Source organism: Synergistota bacterium, from assembly GCA_025060595.1.
Lineage (GTDB): Bacteria > Synergistota > GBS-1 > GBS-1 > GBS-1 > 42-11.
Genome location: JANXBX010000009.1, coordinates 30,079 through 54,105, shown reverse-complemented (window position 1 = coordinate 54,105; position 24,027 = coordinate 30,079). Strand labels below are relative to the sequence as shown.

The 24,027-nt window shown below is 35.8% G+C and carries 23 protein-coding genes; all 23 read left to right on the top strand.

Annotation, left to right across the window (positions count from 1 at the left end):
- Position 1: 1 nt before the first annotated feature.
- From NZ900_07155 to mutS, 23 genes are read left to right on the top strand one after another with little or no spacing between them, the layout of a single operon-like run.
- Positions 2-748 (top strand): prepilin peptidase, encoded by a 747-nt coding sequence (locus NZ900_07155; protein ID MCS7233869.1) that lies wholly within the window; start codon positions 2-4, stop codon positions 746-748.
- Positions 745-1,173 carry a type II secretion system GspH family protein gene (locus tag NZ900_07150; protein ID MCS7233868.1) on the top strand — a complete coding sequence of 143 codons (429 nt, stop codon included), beginning with the start codon at positions 745-747 and terminating at the stop codon, positions 1,171-1,173. Before NZ900_07155 ends, NZ900_07150 begins: the two co-directional genes overlap by 4 nt.
- A complete protein-coding gene (locus NZ900_07145; GenBank protein ID MCS7233867.1) occupies positions 1,170-1,775 on the top strand; it encodes a type II secretion system GspH family protein in 606 nt (201 codons plus the stop codon). The genes NZ900_07150 and NZ900_07145 overlap by 4 nt, the downstream gene beginning before the upstream one ends.
- A 23-nt stretch (positions 1,776-1,798) precedes the next feature.
- The gene (locus tag NZ900_07140) at positions 1,799-4,858 is read left to right on the top strand and encodes a pilus assembly PilX N-terminal domain-containing protein (protein ID MCS7233866.1); all 3,060 of its coding nucleotides are present in this window, start codon (positions 1,799-1,801) and stop codon (positions 4,856-4,858) included.
- Between the two features lie 13 nt (positions 4,859-4,871).
- Positions 4,872-5,156, top strand: a complete 285-nt coding sequence (locus tag NZ900_07135) for a late competence development ComFB family protein (protein MCS7233865.1) — start codon at positions 4,872-4,874, stop codon at positions 5,154-5,156.
- Between the two features lie 17 nt (positions 5,157-5,173).
- Complete coding sequence (gene pilM / locus NZ900_07130) at positions 5,174-6,172, top strand: type IV pilus assembly protein PilM (protein MCS7233864.1); 999 nt, start codon at positions 5,174-5,176, stop codon at positions 6,170-6,172.
- Positions 6,173-6,175: 3 nt separating this feature from the next.
- Entirely contained in the window at positions 6,176-6,724 is a 549-nt protein-coding gene (locus NZ900_07125; protein MCS7233863.1) for a PilN domain-containing protein, read from the top strand.
- Position 6,725: 1 nt separating this feature from the next.
- Positions 6,726-7,268 carry a type 4a pilus biogenesis protein PilO gene (pilO, locus tag NZ900_07120; GenBank protein MCS7233862.1) on the top strand — a complete coding sequence of 181 codons (543 nt, stop codon included), beginning with the start codon at positions 6,726-6,728 and terminating at the stop codon, positions 7,266-7,268.
- Positions 7,269-7,272: 4 nt separating this feature from the next.
- Positions 7,273-7,800 (top strand): hypothetical protein, encoded by a 528-nt coding sequence (locus NZ900_07115; protein MCS7233861.1) that lies wholly within the window; start codon positions 7,273-7,275, stop codon positions 7,798-7,800.
- Between the two features lie 8 nt (positions 7,801-7,808).
- Entirely contained in the window at positions 7,809-9,761 is a 1,953-nt protein-coding gene (locus NZ900_07110; protein ID MCS7233860.1) for a secretin and TonB N-terminal domain-containing protein, read from the top strand.
- A gap of 10 nt (positions 9,762-9,771) precedes the next feature.
- Entirely contained in the window at positions 9,772-11,433 is a 1,662-nt protein-coding gene (locus NZ900_07105; GenBank protein MCS7233859.1) for a GspE/PulE family protein, read from the top strand.
- Positions 11,433-12,491 carry a type IV pilus twitching motility protein PilT gene (locus tag NZ900_07100; protein ID MCS7233858.1) on the top strand — a complete coding sequence of 353 codons (1,059 nt, stop codon included), beginning with the start codon at positions 11,433-11,435 and terminating at the stop codon, positions 12,489-12,491. The genes NZ900_07105 and NZ900_07100 overlap by 1 nt, the downstream gene beginning before the upstream one ends.
- 12 nt (positions 12,492-12,503) lie before the next feature.
- Positions 12,504-13,724, top strand: coding sequence for a type II secretion system F family protein (locus tag NZ900_07095; protein MCS7233857.1), 1,221 nt, complete (start codon positions 12,504-12,506; stop codon positions 13,722-13,724).
- Positions 13,721-14,782: a Xaa-Pro peptidase family protein gene (locus tag NZ900_07090; protein ID MCS7233856.1), complete on the top strand. Its 1,062-nt coding sequence runs from the start codon at positions 13,721-13,723 to the stop codon at positions 14,780-14,782. The genes NZ900_07095 and NZ900_07090 overlap by 4 nt, the downstream gene beginning before the upstream one ends.
- Entirely contained in the window at positions 14,773-15,165 is a 393-nt protein-coding gene (locus NZ900_07085; GenBank protein ID MCS7233855.1) for an AraC family transcriptional regulator, read from the top strand. Before NZ900_07090 ends, NZ900_07085 begins: the two co-directional genes overlap by 10 nt.
- Complete coding sequence (locus NZ900_07080) at positions 15,131-15,529, top strand: Asp23/Gls24 family envelope stress response protein (protein MCS7233854.1); 399 nt, start codon at positions 15,131-15,133, stop codon at positions 15,527-15,529. Before NZ900_07085 ends, NZ900_07080 begins: the two co-directional genes overlap by 35 nt.
- Before the next feature lie 9 nt (positions 15,530-15,538).
- Positions 15,539-15,949 (top strand): transcription antitermination factor NusB, encoded by a 411-nt coding sequence (nusB, locus tag NZ900_07075; GenBank protein ID MCS7233853.1) that lies wholly within the window; start codon positions 15,539-15,541, stop codon positions 15,947-15,949.
- Positions 15,946-16,713, top strand: coding sequence for a tRNA 2-thiocytidine(32) synthetase TtcA (locus tag NZ900_07070; GenBank protein ID MCS7233852.1), 768 nt, complete (start codon positions 15,946-15,948; stop codon positions 16,711-16,713). The genes nusB and NZ900_07070 overlap by 4 nt, the downstream gene beginning before the upstream one ends.
- Positions 16,688-17,638 carry a 7-cyano-7-deazaguanine synthase gene (locus tag NZ900_07065; protein MCS7233851.1) on the top strand — a complete coding sequence of 317 codons (951 nt, stop codon included), beginning with the start codon at positions 16,688-16,690 and terminating at the stop codon, positions 17,636-17,638. The genes NZ900_07070 and NZ900_07065 overlap by 26 nt, the downstream gene beginning before the upstream one ends.
- Positions 17,639-17,643: 5 nt before the next feature.
- Entirely contained in the window at positions 17,644-18,657 is a 1,014-nt protein-coding gene (gene mtnA, locus NZ900_07060; GenBank protein ID MCS7233850.1) for an S-methyl-5-thioribose-1-phosphate isomerase, read from the top strand.
- Positions 18,654-21,200, top strand: a complete 2,547-nt coding sequence (gene alaS, locus NZ900_07055; GenBank protein MCS7233849.1) for an alanine--tRNA ligase — start codon at positions 18,654-18,656, stop codon at positions 21,198-21,200. Before mtnA ends, alaS begins: the two co-directional genes overlap by 4 nt.
- A complete protein-coding gene (ruvX, locus tag NZ900_07050; GenBank protein ID MCS7233848.1) occupies positions 21,197-21,601 on the top strand; it encodes a Holliday junction resolvase RuvX in 405 nt (134 codons plus the stop codon). Before alaS ends, ruvX begins: the two co-directional genes overlap by 4 nt.
- A complete protein-coding gene (gene mutS / locus NZ900_07045; protein ID MCS7233847.1) occupies positions 21,598-24,015 on the top strand; it encodes a DNA mismatch repair protein MutS in 2,418 nt (805 codons plus the stop codon). Before ruvX ends, mutS begins: the two co-directional genes overlap by 4 nt.
- Positions 24,016-24,027: the final 12 nt, after the last annotated feature.

The following is a 24,027-nucleotide window of genomic DNA, read 5'->3' as shown; positions in this document are numbered from 1 at the left end:
TATGGAAGCTATAGTTTTCCTCTTAGGTTTGATTATTGGTAGTTTTTTGAACTCTTGTATCTACAGATTGCCACGGGGGGTATCTATTATTTACCCCCCTTCTTTTTGCCCTTCTTGCGGACATAAACTTTGCTGGAGCGATCTTGTTCCGATATTTAGTTATTTAGCTTTGAAAGGAAAATGCAGGTATTGTGGTGTTAAGATTCCCTTGCGTTACCCTCTTATTGAATTATTAACAGGCTTTCTTTTTCTTGTATCCTATTATAAGTTTGGTCTTTCTTATGATTTTATTTTTTCAAGCTTTTTTCTATCTCTACTCGAGTTTGTTGCCATTGTTGATTTAAGAAGCTATGAGGTCATGGATTCAACGATTTACCTGGGTATTATTATGGGAATCATTTTTTTTACACTTAAGTCTGGTGCAGAGGGTTTTTTCTTTTCTCTTAAAGGGATCATATATGGTGCTGGGATAATGGCTTTAATATTTTTTGTTGCTAATGGAGGTATGGGAGAGGGGGATATAGGTATAGCTGCTTTTGTTGGTGCTTGGCTTGGAAGTGTTAATACTATAGTTGCATTAGTAGTTGCTTTCATTATAGGTGGGATTTTTGCTGTTCTTTTACTTGCTCTTGGTTTTAAGAAAATGGGAGAAAAAGTCCCATTTGGTCCGTTTTTAGCTATAGGTAGTACAATAGCTTTTTTTAAAGGGGAACTTTTGATAGAATTATATTGGAGGGTTATAAGTTGAAAAGGGGGTTTTCTTTAGTTGAAGCTTTAATAGCTGTTGCAATGGTTGTAATTGGTATTCTTGCTCTTTATTCACTTTTTTATGCTATTGAGTTTAGTGGACAAAAAGAGAAATCAAGATTCGTAATGTTAAAATTGGCTGAAGGTAAACTTGAAGAAGTAATGTACGGTTTAGCTGATACTGATATTCCTGGATCTTTACCAACTCGATTTACTTTCACCGGGACAGAAAATAATTTTGCCCGACTTCCTTCTTATTATCCAAACTCTATTAAAGAGGATAGTGTCTATAATGGAATTTTCTATTGTTGTCTAATAGAATTCATTACATCCTCTGTGAATAATACTGTTCTTATAAAGGTTAAAGTTTGGGAGCGTGACCGTCCTTCTAGATTTGTTGAAATTGTTGGAGCAAGACAAAAATGAATCTTAGAAGAGGATTAACTTTAGTAGAAGCTCTTGTTGTTATAGCAATATTAGCCATTGTTTTCCTGGTTCTTATGGAATCTTTATTGGGTAGCTTGAGAGTCTATAGACATGGCGTAGTTCGTGAAGATATGCTTCAGAATGTTCGTAACGCTCTGGATAGAATAAGGCTTGAAATAGTGAAGGGGGCTATAGGATTAGAATTGATAACGAACGATCCTCGTTTCGTAATTGATGATAATCATAAAGTGCTTAAAATTTACTTTGAAGATGTGGATCCAATGCTAATAGGTTGTTACAGGGGACGCAATTTACCAAATGGAGAGAGTACTTATATATTAGGCATGCTTAGAGGTGTAAGTACTCTTCAACCTTTAACAGATGGTTATGATGGAGGGAAAGATAGCTATTGGATAAGCGTAGAGGAGTTTAAAGTAGAATTGCTTCCTGGAAAAAATACTTTTATTTATGGATCTAATTCTTTTATTAATAATGGGGCTTTTATTTATATTAAAGTAGCTGGTCCAGGAGGACTAGAAACTAGAAAATTTAAAAAAAGCAAGTACCTGGAAGTTTCAACGATAGTTTATTTAAGAAGATGAGAAAAGGGGTTAGTTCTATAGCTTTGTCGTTAGTTATACTAACTGTTTTAGCTGTTATAGGTGGAGGGTTTGCTTTTTTGTATTCCTCTCAGCAAGCTGTTTCGAGAGCTGAGGTAAGAGGAAGTCAGAGTTTTTTTGCTGCTGAGGCAGGTATAAATGAGGCCGTCTCTAAATATAGGTTAGAAAATCCTTCTTTTTCCCTTTCTAACCCGAAGTGGTTTTACGGGAGTGAAGCGAGATCTCTCCTTGTTTCATGGACTCAGCCATATCTTCCAGATCATAATCTTTTTTTAGATGGATTGTTGGCATTCCGTGTAGAAAACTTTAAAATTTGTGAGCAAGGAAACGAAGTTTATTTTTACGTAGAGGGGGTATTAAAGGAAGGGGAGAAAGTTGCTTCTCGTTTTCCACTTGCTCTGAAGCTTACTAAAACATCTATCCCTCAGGGCGAGGGAATTGGTGTAGAGGCTAGCGTAGGTATTGGAGAGGTTTTAATAATAAAGAGGGGAGAAATCTGGAAAAGGCTTTCTGATGATGGATATCGTGGTGGACAAGCTTTAGAACGTGCTTTTACACTTGTTGGAGGAGGAAAGGATTATGAAATAGTTCTTGGTCCTGGCGTCTATGTGGTCCCAATGAAGAGGGCTGGGGATTATTGTTATGGTATTGACGTTGAAGGAAATAAAAGCATAATTTTAAGGTCTGCTAAAGGATGGGGACCTCAATGGGTTAAAGTGGTAGGGATAATTCCTTACAAAGCTTCTTCGCAAATTACCGATGCTAACTATTGGTCTACTATACGAATCAGAAACGGTGCAGAGCTTACTATCAGAGATATATGGCTTTCTCCTCCTTTAGAAAGAATAAACCTTGAAAAGGAAGTTCATCGGAATAAGGATATTTCTGCAGTTTTAGTTGATGATATCAATACGCGCTTAGTTTTGCAAAATTGTATCGTTAAAAATAGGGATCTTGTAGCTTATATGGGAAGCTCTCTTTCTAGCGTTAAGGTTATCCTAAGAAGCAAGGGGTTATCAGAACTTGAGATTTCAAATTCAATATTTGATGCTGGGAATTTTCTTGATTATAAAACCGGTTCTACAAGTTATGCTGTAAGTATCTTGAAAGTTTCTGATAAAGATGCTGCCTTTAATGGGAGGATCAACAGTAGTGTTTTTCTTAATCATAATACTGCTATAGTTAACGGAGTTTCCAACGGTTTTCTTATTGTTGAAAATTCACTTTTTTGGAGAAATATGCATAAAACTTCAGGACTTGTTACATTAGTGAATACGGTAGAGGAAGATCCCAAGTTTAAGGAGTTTTATAGTTTTTCCGCAGGTTTCTATAAAAATATAGAGTGGTTCAGGCATTGGGATGGTTATATTCCTCAAAAAGATTCTGTACTTGAAAGTAGAAACATAGGCCTAACATCATACTACTGGAAAAGGATGTTGCCTGTTCCTAAAGGAGGAGAGATAATCTTGGTTTATAAGATGGGAGACACCTATAGGTATGAAAAATTTTACAGTGCTGATAGTGCCTTTATGGCTCTCAAAAGTTACTATTCCTCTACATCCTTTGGTTCTGCTCTTCTCCTTTTTGGCAGAGGTTTCTGGTATATAACTCAGGGGTATGAGTTTAATAACATAGGTAGTTTCATAATGATTTCTGCATGGGGACCGCTTTTTACACCTTTATTTACCTTTTTACCTGAAGTTTGGCAAGCAGTTTCTTCAACAAAGGGAGTCTTAAGTTTTAATAACGCTTCCGAAATTAGCATATATGGTTTTTACTTTGGTTTAAGCGGAGGTAAAAGTGACCAAGGAGAGAAAGTATTTATGAAATTATCTGGTGTTTCATCTTTAGATATAGCAGATTGTATTTTTAAGAGGATTTACGGAGGTATGGGAAGACTTATAGATATAAAGATCGAAAACTGTTTAGCTGTTAATATTTGCAATAATGTATTTGATCATGAGTACAGGAGAGTAGTAGCTGACCTTTCTGGTGTTCCCAATTTTTACGATAGAAGCTTTCTTAATACATCTGGGCTTCAATATAGTGGAAATATTAACATAAAAGGGAACCTCTTTTGGGGAGAAAATTTCTCTGGTGCTCATAATGATAGTGTTTCCTCTTACGAAGAGGAAAACTTTTTCCCCGATGGAAACGGAAAGGTTATAAAGGCTTTATTTAACCCTCTTTCTTATAGACTTGTCTTCTCTGGTTCTAATAGCTACCTTGAGGGAAACTTTGATGGGGGTGATATGGGTTTAAGGATGGATTTATATCCTTATATTAGGGTATTTTATGGAGAAAACAATATCTCGTTAAGGCTTGAGAACCAAATTGAAAGAATTAGTGGAAGTGATTTGAATTTTGTCTTGATTAACCTTCTTGAAGGGGAGACACTGATTTTAGGAAAGGGTTCTTACTCTCTTAGTTCCAATTTATCGGTATCGAAAATTGGATTAGGAATTTTAGGAATGTGGGGACCTTACTATACAAAAGTTGATATACCTTTTCAGATCTCTATATCAGAAAGAGGCTTTCTCTTATATGGTTTAGGTCTTGAGGTTAGCGGAATCTTTTCCGAAAAGGCTGTAATTTCCCTATCTAAAGGAGATTTTGTCTTTAAAGACTTGTTTTTAAGGTTGAAGAGTAATAACAGTTCTTGGGAATATGGTGTTTATGTAAGTTCTGGAAGCGGACTTGTAAAAAATATCCATATTAATGGTAGCTATTTAGAGGGAAGTAATTGGTTGGCTAAGGGAAATTTCGGTCTTTATATACCTGCAGGGGGGACTGTGATTGACCATGTTAGTAGCTTAAGGCATAGGATTACAGGTATAAAATGGGCAGGGCGACTCTACGGATGTAACTCTTATCTTTCAGGTAGCTTAAATTACGATCCTAGTAATGTAGATTCGAGCAATATAAGCTCCAATCCTGGTAATAATCATGGCTGGGTTTGCTTTCCTCATGATTCGCCTTGTTATTGGTGGAATAACGTGGGAAATGCTAATACTGGTTCTTATAGAGGCATAGACTGGGCTAATCTCCCAATTAGCCCAAGGTAGGGGTGATTTTTAAATGATACCAGAAGAAAAAATGCCAAGAAATTATATGGAGAAAGTTGTTAGAGAAACGCTAGTTAAACTTTTAAAGGATAGAGAAGATGTGTGTAAGTGTGATAAATGTATCGCAGATATGATGGCCTATGCTTTAAATAGACTTCCTCCCAAGTATATGGTTACAGACAGAGGCTATATCTTTTTGAAGCTCAGGGAAATAGAGGCTCAGTTCCAGGTTGATGTTTTAGAAGCCGTTTTGGATGCTATTCAAGTTGTTTCAAGGAGACCGGATCACTCTTGTTAGTGGGGGCATATAAGTTAATGAGTAGAGCCTGGATAGGTATCGATATAGGAACGAGTGGAATCAAATTTGTTAAGTTGAAGGGGAGGGTCCTGGAGGAATGGGGTTTTAAATCTATTCCATTAGGGGTTATTGCTGCTGGTCTTATAAAGGACTATGGTGCAGTTTCAAAGGCTTTAAGTAGTATGTTTGAAAGACTTGATTTTAAGAGAGGAAAAGTAGTGACTTGTATAGGTGGCAGGGATGTTATAATAAGGTTAATAAATATACCCAAAGTTGAAAATAGGGAACTTAAAAAATTTTTGGACTGGGAAATAGGGAGAAATTTACCCTTTAGCCTAGATGAAGCAGTTTATGATTCTTATGTTTTGCGTAGTGTTTTTGATGAAGAAGGAGAAAAGTTAGAAATATTAGTAGTTGCTACAAAGCAGTCTATTGTAGAGGGAATATACAATGTTTTCAAGAATATAGGGATTGAAATTGAGGCTATTGAAGCGAGCCTTTTGCCTATCCTCAGAGTTGATGAACTTGTTGAAGAGAAAGAAAGCTTTATGTTGATTGATATTGGTGCTGGCACAGTAGATATTGCTGTATTACATGAAATGCGTCCTATTCTATTTAGATCTTTACCAACAGGGGGTAATGCTATTACATCTGCGCTTTCAGCTTCGCTCAACCTTGATTTTAATAAAGCCGAGGAGTTAAAGAAAGGCAAGAGTATTATAGATCTTAAGCCTTATATTGAAGATATATTAGCCGATCTTATTGGTGAAATTATGCATTGCTTCGACTATATAATAGGACAATTTAAGGAGAATGTGGTACGCAGTGTTTATATAACTGGAGGTGTTAGCTCCCTAAAAGGGTTGGAAACTTTTTTAGAAGACCAATTAGGTATTCCAGTTAAAAAAATTAATCCTTTAAAGGGTATTCACTTAAAAAAAGAAACAGAAGAAATTCATGTTTTCAGGAACAGGCTTGGACTTGCTATAGGTTTAGCTTTAAGGGGGGTATATTAATTAATGAAAGAGTTTTTAAAATTTAAACCTAATCTATTGCCCAAAGAGGTTAAGAATCTTAGACGAAAGAAGCTATTTTTTTCGCTAATGCGTATATCCCTTGTTCTTGCGTGGGTTATGTCTGTTTTTTTTGCTTTATGGCTTTACTACCAATATAATTATTTTAGTGAGCTTGTTAAAGATAAAGAAAAGACATTTAATGCCTTAGTTAGTCAACTTCAACGAGAAAATCCCCTCAACGCATATAAAGAGGCTGAAAGTTTTGTTAAGCAATTAAAATCATTTACTTCTGAACTTTTACCTATTTATGAATTTTTATTATCTCTTTCTTCTAACTTTCCTGATGGGGTTAAATTGGATAAGATCGAAAGTTTTAAGGAGAGGGAGTTAAGGATCTATGGTCTTGCAACATCTCCAAAGGCTATAGCTGAGCTTTTAAATGTTATTAAAAATATGAAAATAATTCAAGAGGTTTCTCTTCCTAGCTTTGAGGGGGAAAAGGGCGGTGAGTTGCCCTTTAATTTTATATGCAAATTAAAGAGCTGGTGGTAGGATGTTTGTCTACTTAAGAAATGTTCTAAGTGAGAGATTTAAGAAAAAAGACTTTTGGTTTTTTTGGGGATTAGGTCTTATTCTCCTTATTATTTTTCATTTAACTGTAACTGTAAAATTCAATAGTATGTTAACAGATTTGATGGAAAAGGATCAAAAACTTTCAAAGGAAATAAGTATTCTCGAGAGCCAGGTTATAAAATCCAAGGATGTTAAGGAAAAGCTCTATCAGTTGATAGGAATTGTAGAAACCTATAAAGCTTTCCTGCCAAAATCTGAAGATGTAAATAATGTAGCTATACTTTTGGGAAGTTCAGCAAGAAACAGCGGTTTAGAATTGGAAAAGTTAACTTTTAGAAGAGAAAAGGAAAAGATATCTGCTTTTAATATTAAACTTAGTGGAAATTTTTTATCAATAATGGATTTTCTTAATAAAGTTTTGGTTTCTCCTTTTCTAATAGGAGTCAAGGGCTTTAATCTTAGCGTTGCTCAGGATAGTCTTACCTTAAAAATGGACATAGATTTTCTAGTATTGGAGAGATAAAAGTATGAGAAAAGGGTTTTTGTGGGCTTTTATTGCATCCCTTGCTTTTGGAAGTGCATATCTTTACTATTCTGGATTCTTAGAGGATATATTTTCTCCTTCTTCTATGCCTCATGCTAGTATTAGTGCGGAAAGAGTCACTGTTTTAGCTGAAAAGGATATAGATGCTTTGATTGAGACGCTTCGTGAGTTTCCTAAAAGCGAAGATTATTTAAAGAGTATCAAACCTGAAAGTTTGGAGCTTAAAGATCCTTTTCTTTTAGTAACGGACTTTTCAACAAATAAGTTAGAAGTTAAGGTTAATCCTCAGTCTGGATTAGTTGTTGAAATTCCTCCTCCTATTAGGCTCGAAGGAATAGTAGATGTAGGATCGAAAAAAATAGCTGTCTTGCAAATAGGAGACGAAAAAGGAGTAGTGCTCGCTCAAGGAGAGAAAAGGGGTGATGTTAAAGTAATTAAAATAGAGAAGGGTAAAGTCGTTATAAGTTGGAAGAATCAGCTGAAGTTTCTTGAGTTTGAAGAATCGAGGTGAGGAGTAATATGAAACTATTTAAAGTTATGAGTAGTGTGGGTATGGCTTTATTTTTATTGTTTATTTTCTCAAGAGAAGCTATCGCTGCTACTAAAAGGATAGAAAAGGTAGAAGTATACCCAACAGTAGAGTGGGTAAAGCTTGTTATATATTTAAGTCACCCCGCCAAACCAGATATAATTTGGCTTCCTGGCGATAGAGAGAGAATGGTAATATCCTTCGAAAGTTTTAACTATAGGGCTACCTTACGTAAGCTCCCGTTAAGGAGAAGCGATGTTTGGGAGGTTAGAGGTGGACAATACACTAAAAGGGAAGCACGTATAGTAGTTGAGTTTTCTTCAACAAGGCTTCCTTATCGGGCTAGCGAAAGTGAAAATGGAAAAGTATTGGTATATTACTTTTATCCTTCCACACCCAGAGAAAGAATTACGTCCATAGATGCCAAGATTTTTAGTATAGAAGACGTAAAAGCTAGCATAATGGAAAATGGTTTGAAAATTGTGGTTAAGGGTGAGGCACCCTTGAATCCAAGAATTAACTGGATAAAAGGAGATAGAGGAGAAGATCGAATGATATTAGATTTTCAAGGTTTTGTCTTTAGAGATGCTAGCTTTAGTCAGACTTTAAATGCTTTTGGTGTCTCAGGTTTTAGCCTAGAGCAATTTACTCCTCATATAGCTAGGCTAATAGTCAGTCTTGAAGCTGAGAAAGTTAACTACAAACTTGAAAACTTCTTTTCAGGAAGGGAACTTGTAATTAACTTTTTCCCGAAAGCTAAAGAAGAAGTTGTACCTAAAGAAAGGAAAACTGAATCTTATTCAACCGAAGGATGGGCTTCAAGGAAGGTAAGTTTAGAGTTTAGAGATGCAGATATAAGAGATATTTTTAGAGCGCTTGCTAAAGCTGTGGAAATAAATATAATTCTTGATCAGGAAGTATCAGGAAAAATTACGGTTAGCTTTAAAGATATTCCTTTTGCGCAAGCTTTCGATTGGGTGCTTAAAATCTCAGGATTAAGTTATAGAAATCTTGGTAATACGCTTATTGTTGCAAAAGAAGAGAGACTTCGAGAATTATTTGATAAAAAAGATACAAAAGTTTTTTTACTCTCGAACGCTATAGCTTCAGATATAGCAAAAACTGTTTCTTCTATAACTGGTGTAGAAAATATTGTAATTGACTCAAGAATGAACGCACTTATAGTTCAAGGATCCCAAGCAGACATTAAAAAGGTTGAGGATACGATTAAGCTATTAGACAGGGAAGTCCCTCAGGTAATGGTTGAGGCAAAACTTGTGGGAGTTTCCCTAGAAAGCGGTAAAAGCCTTGGCGTTGTTCTGTCTAATATTTCTAAAGGAAAGTTTTATAACATAAGTGTGGATCCTTCTTCTCAGATAACTATAAGCTACAGTAGCGATATGGCAGCGTCTGCTGCTTTTGATGCTACTATAAATGCCTGGATTTCTTCTGGTAAGGCGAAGGTTTTAGCAAGCCCAAGTGTGGCCACTTTAAGTGGTTTAAAGGCAGTAATTAACTTAACGAGAGATTATAAATACTATAGCAGAGTGGAGGAGATACAGAATGGAGAGAGAACGATAACTCAAAAGTGGGAAACAATAACTTATGGACCACAGCTTATTATTACGCCTTACATTGGTGAAGATGATAAAATAACCCTTGATATAGATATAGATGTGAGTATAATAACAAGGTGGGTAGAATATGCTGGTCAAAGAATCCCAGAAATCGGACATAGGAAAGTTACGACAAAACTGAGGGTCAAAGATGGACAGCCTATCATAATTGGAGGTTTAATAACAGAAGAGGATATAAAGAATCTCTTTAAAGTTCCCTTGCTTGGGGATATACCATTTATAGGTATGTTCTTCAGAAGCGAAACACATTCTCGCACAAGAGAGGAAGTTGTTCTTATTGTAACCCCGAGAATATTAAAGGATTAGGTGTTTATCCTTGAAGGAAAGAAAAAGACTAGGAGAGTTGCTTTTAGAAGCAGGAGCTATAACGCGTTCTCAATTAGATAAAGCTCTTGAAGAGCAGAAAAAGACAGGAGAGAGGCTTGGTGTTGTTTTAGCGAAGCAGGGTATTTTAACTGAAAAGGAAATTGCTTCTGTTATTGCTAAGCAACTTAATATACCATTTGTTTCCATTAGGAAAGAGAAGATAGACCCTAAAGTTTTGAGTTTAGTTCCTGAAAGCTTTGCAAGAAGACATGTTTTAATCCCTATTGAGATAAAAAACAATAAACTCTTTGTCGCTATGTCTGATCCTTTGAATGTAGTAGCTAAAGATGAGTTATCCCTTTTAACTGGATATGATATAGAAGTAGCTGTAGCATCAGGGAGTGAGATTAAACAGCTTATAGAAGAGCTTTACGGAATGAAGGGTAAAGTTGATGCTTTGATACGTGAAAAAATAGAAACTAAAGAAGAACCCTCTACAGATATAACAGTTACTGAAGATGAGCTTGCTCCTATAATTCAGGTAGTTAATGGAATTATATCCCAAGCTTTGCTTGAAAGAGCAAGTGATATTCATATAGAACCTCAAGAAGATAATATAGTTATTAGGTTTAGAATTGATGGTGTTTTGCGGAAAGTCATGGTCCTTCATAAAGGTATTCATCCTTTAATAACTACTAGAATAAAAGTTATGGCTGGCATGAATATAGCTGAAAAAAGGTTACCTCAAGACGGTAGGGTGCTCATATCAAATAATGGAAGAGATATAGATTTAAGGGTTTCAAGCCTTCCCACCATTTTTGGTGAAAAGATAGTAATGAGAATCCTTAATCGAGATGATGTTTTAATTGGTTTGGAAAAACTGGGTTTTTGGGAAGATGCGCTTGAAAAGGTGAAAAGTTTGCTTTCTAAACCTTATGGAATGATACTTGTAACTGGTCCTACAGGGAGTGGTAAGACTACTACATTGTATTCTATGCTAAAGGAACTGAACACTGTGGAAAAGAACATCATTACTGTAGAAGAACCCGTAGAGTATCAGCTTGAGGGTATAAATCAGGTTCAAGTTAATGAAAAGATAGGATTGACTTTTTCCAATATACTTAGGCATGTTTTGAGGCAAGACCCAGATGTAATAATGATAGGAGAGATAAGGGATAAAGAAACAGCAGAGATAGCTATAAGATCTGCATTGACTGGTCATCTTGTTCTTTCTACACTCCATACTAATGATGCTCCAAGTAGCATTACAAGACTTGTAGATATGGGAATTGAGCCATACCTTGTTGCTTCTTCCTTAATTGGTGTTATAGCTCAACGTCTTGTTAGAAAAATATGCCCTAGCTGCAAAGAGATTCATGCAGTTGGAGAAAAAAATATTATAATAGCTGAGAAGTTTGAATCTTTGGTATCCTATTATTTAGGTAAGGGATGCGAAGAATGTGGAAATACCGGTTATAAAGGTAGAACTGGAATATTTGAAATAATGTTAGTAAGCGAAGAAACTCAACGTTTGACTATAGAAAGAGCTCCTGCTTCTAAGATAAGGATTCAGGCTATTAAGGAGGGAATGATAACTATTAGAGAAGATGGTATAAGAAAGGTAAAGGCTGGTATCACTACTCCTGAGGAAGTTTTGAGGGTGACGTCCTGATGAGTAGTCTTGTAGATCTCATGTTGAAGATGATAGAACTTGATGCTTCTGATCTGCATCTAGCTTTAGGTATAGAGCCTGTTTATAGAATACATGGTAGACTTCAGCCGGTTAGGGAATGGAATAAGCTTTCCTCAGAGGAAATCGAAAGACTTATAACTGAAATATTAGATCCTTTTAAAAGGAAACTATTTGAAGAAAACAAAGAACTTGATTTTGCTTATGAAATAAAGGATAAGGCTCGTTACCGTGTAAACTTATTTTACCATAGAGGAGCACCAGGCGCATCTATAAGGTTGATTCCTAATAGAATAAGAACCATAGAAGAGTTAAAGCTTCCTCTAATACTTAAAGATTTAGCTATGAAGCTTAGGGGATTAGTACTCGTGACCGGTCCTACTGGTAGTGGGAAAAACACCACTTTAGCTGCTATGATAGATTATATAAACGAGAATACTTCTCGTAAAATAATAACCATAGAAGACCCTATAGAATATGTTCATAAGCACAAAAAAAGCCTTATAGTTCAAAGAGAGGTAGGAGTAGATAGTCAAAGTTTTGCTTCTGCTCTTAGACATGCTTTGAGACAAGATCCTGATGTTATACTAATTGGCGAAATGAGAGATCTTGAGACGATTTCCATAGCTATAACAGCTGCGGAAACGGGTCATCTTGTTATGACTACTCTTCATACTCCTGATACTCCTCAAACTATAGATAGGATAATAGATGTTTTTCCGGCTCATCAGCAGAATCAGGTAAGAGTGCAACTTGCTAATGTCATTCAAGGAATCATCTCACAACAACTTCTTCCTAAAAAAGGAGGAGGTCGGATAGTAGCTGCCGAAGTTATGATAGCAACTCCAGCTGTAAGAAATCTAATAAGAGAAGGGAAAATTGCTCAGATATATTCTGTTATTCAAACAGGAGCTAAGTTTGGAATGCAAACTATGGATCAAGCTATAGCAAAGCTCTATAAAAGCGGTTTAATAGAAAAAGAGATAGCTATGGAATTTGCTCATAATCCAGATATCCTTGAAAAATTAATAAGCATATAAAGGTGATTAAAAGTGCCTCTTTATTTTTATAGAGCTAAAAGTTTTAAAGGAGAAATAGTTGAGGGAAGAAGAGAAACAGAAGATGAAAAAACTCTTTATTATAAGTTAAGGGAAGAAGGTTTATTTCCAATATATATAAAAGAAGAAAAGAGGGCTTCTTCTGATGTTACGAAGAGAAAGACTTTTGTTTCAAGGCGTGTATCTATAAGAGACATTGCTATCTTAAGTAGACAACTTTCAACGATGATAAAAGCTGGCATGACCGTGGTAGCAGCGTTGGATATATTATCTCAACAAACAGCTAATCGAAATCTAAGAATGGCTTTGCGGTTCATAAAAAGAGATGTGGAAGAAGGCAGCTTTCTTGCTGAAGCGATGTCTAAACACGAAGAGCTTTTTGATGAACTTTATGTTAATTTAATTAAAGCTGGAGAAGCGGGTGGTGTGCTAGATGAAGTTTTAGAAAGATTAGCTTCTCACTTGGAAAGAGAAAGTGCTTTAACCATGCGTATTAAAACTGCAATGCGATATCCTGTTTTTGTTCTGTCATTAGCTATAATCATAATCTTTATGCTTGTAACTTTTATAGTACCTAGGTTTGTATCTATACTCGAAAGCATTGGTGTTCCACTTCCTGCTCCTACTAGAATTCTTATGTCTTTTACTCATTGGTTAGAGTTCAATTACTATAAGCTTTTACTTATTCCGCTTTTTTTGTGGATATTGGTAAAACTTCTTAAGAGACATGAAAAAACCTCTTTTTTTATTGATAATATTAAACTTAAGTTACCCATAATTGGTAAATTAACTTACAAAGTTGCAATGGTTAGGTTTTCAAGAACCCTAGCTGTTTTAAGTGCAGCAGCGGTTCCAGTGCTTGATTCTATTGAAATGGTTTCTAAGGTTGTTGGAAATAAAGTTATAAGTAAAGCTGTGGCTTCAGCTAAAGATAGAGTCCAAGAGGGACAGAGCTTGGCCGAATCTATATTAGTAACTGGTATTTTCCCTCCAATGCTAACTCATATGATGGCAGTGGGGGAGGAAACAGGTAACCTCGACGAAATGCTCCATAAAGTAGCTGACTTCTATGATGAGGAAATAGACAACGATATAAAGGGAATATCCTCTTTGATAGAACCGGTTCTCGTAGTTTTTATTGGTTTAGTTGTTGGTTTTATAGCTATTTCTGTATTTATGCCATTATTTCAGCTTATTGGGGGACTCTCAAGGTGAAGAGATGGCAAAAGGCTTTTAATATAGCTGCCTTAAAAGGTTGCGAGGCATATATTATATCTAAACCGGTAAATATAAGGTATCTAACTGGTTATAGAGGAGAAGCAGCTTTAGTACTATTGATGGAGGATTCTATAGAACTTTTTACAGACTTTAGATGTTTAGAAGATGCAGAAAAAGAATCTATAAGAGATTGTAAAGTTTATGAAGTCCCTAACAGCTTTTCCCTTTTAGATTTCGTTATAGATAGGCTTAAGAAAAGGGCTGTCAAAAAAGTTGCAATCGAGTCAAGATTTGTTAGTTATGAATTCTTTGAAAAAATTAGTTCAAGTTTCGGGGTTTGTCCTATTCCAAGCGGAATAGAAGAATTAAGAAAAATTAAAAGTGATGAGGAGATAGAAAAAATTCGCAAGGCTGGAGAAATAGTTTCAAGAGGATATGAATGGCTATTGGAGAAGTTAAAACCAGGTATTTCAGAAAGAGAGATAGAGATTCAACTAGAAGCTTTCCTTAAAAGTATAGGTGGTGAAGATAGAGCTTTTCCATTTATCATAGCTGCTAATGAAAATGCCGCTAAGCCTCATTCTCGTCCTTCACTAAAAACCTTAAATGTGGGAGATTGTATTATTTGCGACTACGGTGTTACATACGATGGCTATAATGTAGATGTAACAAGGACGCTTTTGTTAGGAAAAGTCCCTACTAAACTTATGGAAATCTATAAACTTGTTAAAGAAGTTCAGGAAGAGGTTCTTAGAAGTATTAAAGTTGGCATGGAGGCTAAGAAATTATATGAGCTTTCTCTGAAACTACTTGGAAGCTGGAAGGAGTTTTTCAAACATTCTTTGGGGCATGGGGTTGGGCTTGAGATTCATGAAATGCCGAAACTTTCATTAAATAGTGAAGAAGTTTTAGAGGAAGGAATGGTAATAACTATAGAACCTGGTGTATACTTGAGAGGTGAGTTTGGGATCCGTATAGAAGATACTATAGTGATTAGAAAAGGAGCAGTAGAAATTTTAACGCCAATATCAAAGGAGGGAGTTTTATGTCTTTAAAAGAAAAGGTAGCTTATATTAAGGGTTTTATTAAAGGAGGAGGAGTAAATGAGAAAAATTTTGCAGAAGTTATAGAATTGATAGTAGATGCCTTGGATGAGATGGCTTTCACAGTTGAGGAACTTGAGAAAAACCAACTTGATCTTGAGGAGTATGTGGAATCTATTGATGATGATTTAGCAAATTTAGAGAGGGAAGTTTTAGGAAAAGAAGAAACTTTAGAGGAGGAATTTGAGGAGTTAGAGTGTTCTAATTGTGGAGAGATGTTTTTTGTTCCTGCAGAGGAGCTTTACTCCGAAGAAGAAGTAAGATGTCCTGTTTGCGGTAAGGTGGTAATTTTTAGAGAGGGTGAAGAAAGTGGAAATGGAAAACAAACCCCATGAGATCAGAGGAGAGATTAAGATAAATGAGGATGTTATAGCTACTATCGTTGCTATGGCATTAGCAGAAGTAAGAGGGATAAAACCGGCTACGGGTGGTAGCTTTATAGAAGAGCTTGCTGAGAAGTTTGGCAAAAGACCAGCGCCACGTGGCGTTAAAGTGGAAGTGGAAGAAGGAGAGGTGAGTGTTGATTTATCATTAACTGTTGAATATGGTATGAGAATACCTAATCTAGTTTTAGAAGTTCAGGAAAAAATCAAAAATACCATTGAGGAAATGACAGGTTATAAGGTTAGGGAAGTGAATGTTACTGTTCAGGGTATTCACCTTGGTAAGAAAGAGGAGGAAAGAGAAGGGGAGGTATAAAAAAGAACATTGAAAAGAAGAAGAGGGAGAGAATTGGCCCTACAAATACTCTTTCAGTTCGACTTTAGGTCTAATTTAACCTATGATAAGGCGCTAAAAGGACTTCCTTTAGATTTGGAGCTTCCAGAGGTAAAAACTTTTACAGAAGAGATAGTTAAAGGAGTCCTTGATTTGAAAGCGGAGATAGATCAGCTTATAGAAAAGCATACTGTTGGATGGAAAATAGATAGGATGGCTTCCGTTGATAGAAACATATTGAGGATAGCCATTTATGAAATTCTTAGACGAAGGGAGGATGTTCCACTTTCTGTTGCTATAAATGAAGCTGTAGAGCTTGCTAAAAAATATGGAACCGAAGAATCAGGTAAGTTTATAAATGGAGTTTTGGCTAAAATAGTTCGTGAAGAGGGTTTAGAATGAACAGATATAAAAAAGAATGCTTAGGTAGACTAAGATATAGGTATGATCTTTGGAGACCGTTAGGACAAGCTATGGATGATTATAAAATGATTCTTGATGGTGAAAGAGTGGGAGTTGCTGTTTCTGGCGGAAAAGATAGCTTTGTTCTTTTAGATCTTCTTTGGAAACTTCTTAAATTTGCTCCGATAAAATTTGAACTTTGTTGTCTTACAGTGAACATAGGTTGGGAGGGGTTTAATCCAGAACTAATAGAAAAATTTTGTAAAGAAAGGGAGATACCTTTTTTCTATGTAGAAACGGAGATAGCAAAAATTCTTGAAATTAAAAAGGAAAAAGATCCTTGCTCTTTGTGTAGTTCTATGCGCAGGAAGATCCTATATGAACTTGCTGAAAAAGCAGGTTGTAATAAGATAGCTTTGGGGCACCATCTTGATGACCTTGTTACAGCTTTTATGTTAAGCTTATTTTTTGCAGGTTCTCTTGAAACCAGTAGACCGTGGGTCAGATCTGAATGCGGAAAGTTCATTATAATAAGGCCTCTTTCTTATATAAGAGAGGATGTAATAGCTTTGTACCACAAAGAAATGAAACTCCCCTTAGTTGAAAGTGGGTGTCCTTATGCTAACTTAAACTATAGAGTTAAAATGAAAAAGGTTCTCGAAGAGCTTGAAAAACTAAATCCTAATGTTAAGAGTTGTATACTCAATGCTTTGAGGAAGGGAGGATTGTTAGAGCCGCTTGAGCGTAGAGAGGTTAATTCATGAGGTAAAGGAAACCTTAAATGGATGTGAAGTTGTTGTTGCTCTTTCTGGAGGGATGGACAGTTCATTAGCTCTCCATTTAGTTTCAAAAGCTCTTCCTAAAGATAAGATAAAGGCTGTTACTTTAGATTACGGCATCTATACTTATGATATTTCAAAAGTATCTGCAAAAATGGTGGCAGATGATACAGGAGTTAAACATTTTTTTATAAATGCTAAAGAGATCTTCGAAAGTGTTCATAAAAGAGGACAAGCTTGCAATCGGTGTGTTAGGACAAAGCTCGCTATAATAAGAGAAAGGTTTCCTGGCAGTATAATAGTTACTGGAGCGAATCTGACAGATAGCTGGAGTAGAATAGGAGTTAAACGCTTTAAGGATATATACGCACCGCTTTTGAACTTAAGCAAATCTGAAATAAAAGGCTTTGCAGAAGAGCTTGGTGTAAGGTATTATAGAATAGGAGAAGGAGTTTTAAGAGAAGGGTGTAAAGTGAAACACTTATGGAAGCCTCTTGTTGTTCCAAATTACCACGGAGTAGCAGTTTGCTTAACCAATGATCTCCTTCTAAGCTTTTTAAGAGATAGGAATATCCAATTTGATTTTGCTAATGTTAAAATAATAGGACCTTTAAGTAAAAACATAGCACTTGTTAATGTAAGTCCTTCTTTGCCGAAGGAAGCTAAGGAAGCTTTAAGGAAAGAATTATTGTCTATAAAGGAAATAGATGAAGTTATCTTCTTAGAAGGTAAATATATTTTAAGGGTAAAGGCTAATCCGTCTATTTATCTTGTTGATAGCTCAAAAAGAGATTTAGAACAAGGTAAATTTAAAAAGGAAATTTCTTGCGAAATTAATGTGGATTGGCTTCTTTCTGGTAATAGGAGGCTTTTAACATTTCATGTGGTTGACGCACTAAAGGAGGTGTAAAAACTTTGGTTCCACCTGCTTTAAAGTGGGAGAATAATTCCTTATATATACTTAATCAAAAGTTGCTTCCTCATGTAATAGAATATATAAAGTGTGAGGATTATGAAGATGTTGCTAAAGCTATAAAAGAGATGGTAGTAAGAGGAGCTCCTGCAATAGGTATAGCTGCAGCTTATGGTGTTGCTTTAGGGTTGAAAAAGCATTCCCTCAAAGATTTGGATAACATAGTGAGAGTTCTTTCTGAAACTCGACCAACTGCTGTCAATCTTTTCTGGGCTCTTGAAAGAATTAAGAGAAAAGCGTTACAAGCTTCTTCCTGGGAGGAAATTCTTGAAGAAGCAAAAGCCATTCACGACGAAGATGTAAAAGCTAATGAAATTATGGGAAATCATGGAGCTACGCTTGTACCAGACAGTGCGAGAATTTTAACACATTGTAATGCCGGTGCTCTTGCTACAGGGGGATTAGGAACAGCGCTTGGAGTTATAAGAATGGCCTATCGTCAAGGGAAAAAGGTTAAAGTCTTTGTTAGCGAAACAAGACCAGTTCTTCAAGGAGCTAGACTGACTACTTGGGAACTAATGATGGATGGTATAGATGTGACTCTTATAACTGACAATATGGCTGGATACCTTATGTCTAGAGAAGAGATAGACTTAATCATAGTTGGAGCTGATAGAATAGCTTCTAATGGGGATGTAGCTAATAAAATAGGTACATATTCCTTAGCAGTTTTAGCAAAATTTCATGGTATTCCTTTTTACGTTGCTGCTCCTACTTCCACAATAGATATGAAGGTTTGTTGTGGAAAGTATATTCCTATAGAAGAAAGAGATCCAAGGGAAGTTAAAGAAATAAATGGCGTTAAAATTGCTCCTGTTGAGATCAAAGCTTATAATCCTGCTTTTGATATCACACCAGCAAATCTCATAAGCGCTATAATAACTGAAAAAGGAATTATAAAACCTCCATTTGAAGGAAAACTTTATGAAGTTGTTAAGGGAGGGAGAATTTTTTGAGAAATAAGAAGTATAGTGGGCAAGAACTAAGAAAGATATTTCTTAGTTTTTTTGAAGAACGGGGGCATAAAGTTTATCCTAGTTTTTCTTTAATTCCTGATGATCCAACAATACTCCTTACAATAGCTGGGATGGTTCCCTTTAAGCCTTACTTTCTTGGAGAAAAGGCTCCTCCTGTTAATAGAGCTGTTACATGTCAGAAGTGTGTTAGGACAAACGATATAGAGAATGTAGGATATACAGCAAGACATCACACTTTTTTTGAAATGTTGGGGAATTTCTCTTTTGGAGATTATTTTAAAAAAGAAGCTATAGATTGGGCATGGAAATTCGTCACAGAGGTTTTGGAATTACCTAAAGAAAGACTTTGGGTTACTATTTATAAAGATGACGAAGAAGCCTTCGACATCTGGCATAGGCATGTAGGTCTTTCAGAAGAAAGAATAATAAGAATGGGAGAGGAAGATAACTTTTGGAAAGTTGGGCCTGTGGGGCCGTGTGGACCGTGTTCTGAAATCATAATAGATCAGGGAGAAGAATTTGGTTGTGGTAAAGATACTTGCGGTGTTGGGTGTAATTGTGATAGATATCTTGAGCTCTGGAATCTTGTCTTTATGCAGTATAACAGGAGGGAAGATGGTACTTTAGAACCATTACCTAAAAAAAATATAGATACAGGTATGGGATTAGAAAGGCTTGCTTCTGTAATGCAGGGTGTTAAAAATGATTTTGAAACAGATCTTCTTTTTCCTATCATAAAGAGGACAGAAAGCCTATGTGGAATTAAATATGGAGATAGTATCGAAACTGATAGAGCCATGAAAATCATAGCCGATCATATTAGGGCACTTACCTTTATGATATCTGATGGAATAATGCCTTCTAATGAAGGAAGAGGTTATGTGTTAAGAAGAATACTACGCAGAGCTGTTGTAAGTGGTTTGAAACTTGGCTTTGAAAAACCTTTTCTTCACGAACTTGTTTCTAAAGTTGTAGAAATGATGGGTAAGGATTATCCAGAAATAACTGAAAACCATCGCTTGGTCTCAGAAGTTATTTTGTTAGAAGAGGAAAGATTTAGAAACACGCTATCTTATGGGCTTAGCTTGTTTGAAGAGATGGTCTCAAAAGCTAAGTCTAATAATACTGGTATATTAGCAGGTGAAGATGTTTTTAAGCTTTATGACACTTACGGCTTCCCTTATGAGCTCACAAAAGAAATGGCTCGTGAATATGAACTTGATGTAGATGAAGAAGGGTTCCTGAAGGCTATGGAAGAGCAAAAGGAGAGAGCAAGACGCAGTATTAAGAAAAAGATGGCTGAAGAAGTATATAGAGGGTTTAAAGATGAAATTGGAGAAACCTTTTTCCTTGGATATGATAAGCTTGAATCCCAAGCAAAAGTCTTAAGAGTAATTGAATCGAAAGAGTTTTTTGAAATTATATTAGATAGAACCCCATGTTATCCTGAAAAGGGTGGACAAGTTGGGGATAAAGGACGAATTTTCTCTTTAAACTTTGAGGGGAAAATAGAGGATACTTATTCTCCTATAGAAGGATTAATAGTACATAAGGTCTTTCCGATCAAAGGGAGCATAAGGGAAGGAGATATTATTAATGTGGAAGTGGATGCTCTCTTAAGAAGGGAAACTGCGAAACATCATACAGCAACTCATCTTCTTCATCAAGCTTTACATGATGTCTTAGGTCCTCATGTGAAACAATCAGGATCTTTAGTTGCTCCAGATAAACTTCGTTTCGATTTTTCTCACTTTTCTCCCCTTACAGATGAAGAGCTAGAGAAAGTGGAAAGAATAGTTAATGAAAAGATATGGGAAGACATTAAGGTAGAAGTTCTCAGGCTGGACCTTGAGGAAGCTAAAAGAATGGGTGCTAAGGCTCTTTTTGAAGGCAAATATGGAGAAAAGGTCAGGGTTTTAAAGATAGGGAATTATAGTCTTGAGCTTTGTGGAGGAACCCATCTTGACAGAACAGGTATAATAGGGATTTTTAAAATAATTTCTGAAACAGGTATAGGAGCTAATTTGCGTAGGATAGAAGCTGTTTGCGGAAAAGCTGCTTTCGAATATATCAAATCTCTTGAAAAAGAGCAAAAATCCAAAGTGATTTCTCTTGAAAAAGAATTAGAGGAGCTTAGTAAGGTTCTGAAAGAAAAGAGAATAGAATTAGGAAGACTCTATATCGATAATATTTCTCCTAAATTAATAAAGGGTGTTAATGTATTTTCCTCTTTTGTTGACGATTTAGAAGTCTCTGAGCTTAGGATTCTTGGAGATGAGATTAAGTCTCGATTTAAAAGCTGTGTAATTGTTCTAGGTAGTGGGAATGAGGATAGGACTATTTTAATAGTTATGGTTACACCAGATTTAGTGGAACTCGGTTGGGATGCCTCTAAAATTGTTAGGAACATAGGAGTTTTAATTGGAGGGGGAGGCGGTGGTAAGCCAGGATACGCTCAAGCCGGTGGCAAGAATTTAAATAAATTAAAAGAAATCTTAGCTAATATTGAGGCCTATTTATGAGGTATGTAGGTTTAGATTGGGGAAGTAAAAGAATAGGTATAGCTATTAGTGATCCAGATGGTAAAATTTCTATTCCATTTAAGATCGTTAAAAAGGAAGCTTTAGGTGGTGAACTTGCTAACCTAAAGCAAATGCTAGGAGAATTTGAAATTGTTCTTGGTTTTCCTGCAAGAACCGATGGAGTTTCGGGATCTTCGGAAGAAGAGGTTTTGAAATTTAAACTTGAATTGGAGAATCTTGGATTTAAGGTTAATCTTTGGAAGGAGTGGTTTTCTTCAACAGAGGCGGAGAAAACTATGAAGTTTCACAAAATAAAACTTAGGAAAAAGAAAAATCTTGTGGATAAGATTGCAGCATCTTTAGTACTCGAAGCTTTTTTAAGGAGCACCAGAAATAAATGATTGATAAAGAAGAACTAACTCCAGCTTTAAAACAATATATGGAAATTAAAGAAAAATATCGCGATGCTATTGTTTTTTTTAGGATGGGGGATTTTTATGAAATGTTTTATGAAGATGCTTACATAGCAGCTCGAGAGCTTGGTCTTACTTTGACTTCGAGAGATAGAGAAAAGAAGGTTCCGCTTGCTGGGGTTCCTTATCACTCAGCTAGTATCTATCTTCGAAAGCTTGTCAAAAAAGGCTATAAGGTTGTTATATGTGAGCAGGTAGGAGAATCGGAGAATAAAAAAATAGTAAAGCGAGAAGTAGTTCGTATAGTTACACCTGGAACAATAGAAAGTGAGGAGGGAGAGGCTAATTATATAGCTGCTGTGTTTCCTTGTAGTAATATATTTGGTTTAAGTTACGCTGATCTAATTGATGGAGACTTTTATCTAATGGAAGTTGATGAAAAAGACTTTCTTTCAGAGATAGAACGATTATCTCCCAGCGAACTTCTTTTGCCAGAGAATTTTGATATTGAGGCTGTTTCTGGAAATATTCCTAGGACTTTTTTACCTAAGTCGGACTTTGATTGGAGAAGTGCTGAAAATGTTTTAAAAAAGCACTTTGGAGTAAAGAGTCTTGAAGTTTTTGGTTGTAAAGATAAACATAGTGGTATAGCAGCAGCGGGTGCTTTGCTTTCTTATCTTCAACGGACTCAACTTGTAGATCTTAAACATATAACGCAAATAAAGGTTCAGCATCCTAAGGACTTTGTGGTATTAGATTATACAACACAGAAGAACCTTGAACTTATTCAAGGACTTCATGGAGATGAGGAAGCTACTCTTTTTGGTGTCCTCAATAAAACGGTAACTCCAATGGGTCGAAGGATGCTCAAATTGTGGATTTTAAGGCCTCTTAGATCTAAAGAGAAAATAAAAGAGCGCCTTAATAGAGTGGAATATTTTTATAATGATTTTAATTCTCTTCGTAAGATCAGGGAAAACTTAAGCGGTATATACGATATAGATAGAATCTTAGGAAGGTTAGGTTTAAAGACTTTCAGTGCTAAAGATTTAGCTATGCTTAGAGATTCCTTAAGTAGGCTTCCTGAGATATTAAAGCTGCTAGAAAACATTCCTCTTTTTGAAAAACTACTAGAACCAATCTTTGAGAGCCTGGATGTGTTTGAAATTTTGGACGAAGTTTTAGTTGATCTTCCTCCTCATTCTATAAATGATGAAGATTTTATCAGGATAGGTTATGACGAAGAACTCGATGAGCTTAAAAATCTCTTAATGGAAGGAAGACAATGGATAGTTTCATTTGAGGAGAGAGAGAGAAAAAGAACGGGTATAAAATCTCTAAAAGTTGGTTATAACAAGGTTTTTGGCTATTACATAGAAGTTACTAAAGCAAACGTAAACATGGTTCCTTCTGACTATGAAAGAAAGCAAACTCTAGTTCAGGCGGAAAGATTTATAACCAGAGAATTAAAGGAATATGAGGAGAGAATATTAACGGCAGAAGAAAGAATAATGGAGATAACTTCAAAGATAAAAGAAGAGTTAAGGGAGAAGATTTTGAGAAGAGCTGATTCTTTAAAAAAACTTTCTGATGCTATTGCAGAAATAGATGTTCTTTCATCCTTGGCCTTTGTAGCTCTTAAAAATGGTTATGTTAAACCGGAAATTATAGACTCTAATGTAATTACTATAAAAGATGGTAGACATCCTGTTGTAGAGTGCTTTGTAGGTAGAGAAAGGTTTATCCCGAACGATGTTTATTTGGATCAGTCCAAATGTAGAATTATAATTTTAACTGGGCCTAATATGGCTGGAAAATCAACTTATTTGAGACAAGTAGCTCATATAGTTATAATGGCTCAAATGGGAAGCTTTGTCCCGGCTAAACTAGCTAAAATAGGCTTGGTAGATAGGATATTTACTCGCATAGGTGCTATGGATGATATTTCTAGAGGAGAAAGTACTTTTATGATAGAAATGTCAGAAACTGCAAATATTCTTAGAAATGCTACCCCTAAAAGCCTGGTTATTTTGGATGAGGTAGGGAGAGGAACGAGTACTTATGATGGATTGAGTATTGCTTGGGCTGTTATAGAGTATTTATATAACTTTGTAGGAGCAAAGGTTCTTTTTGCAACTCATTATCATGAACTAACAGAACTCGAGAGGTACTTACCTGCTCTTAAGAATTACCATATGGCAGTTGATGACAAGGGTGAAGGGCTTACCTTCTTATATAAAGTTAGAAGTGGCAAGATGAACAAAAGCTACGGTATAGAAGTTGCAAAAATAGCAGGTCTTCCTTCAGAGGTCGTAAGAAGGGCTAACGAAATTTTAAGAAAGCTAGAAAAGAAAGAAGAGACTTTTTATCCTCCTAAACAGCTGAGTTTATTTGTTAGTTAAGGAGGCGGTTTT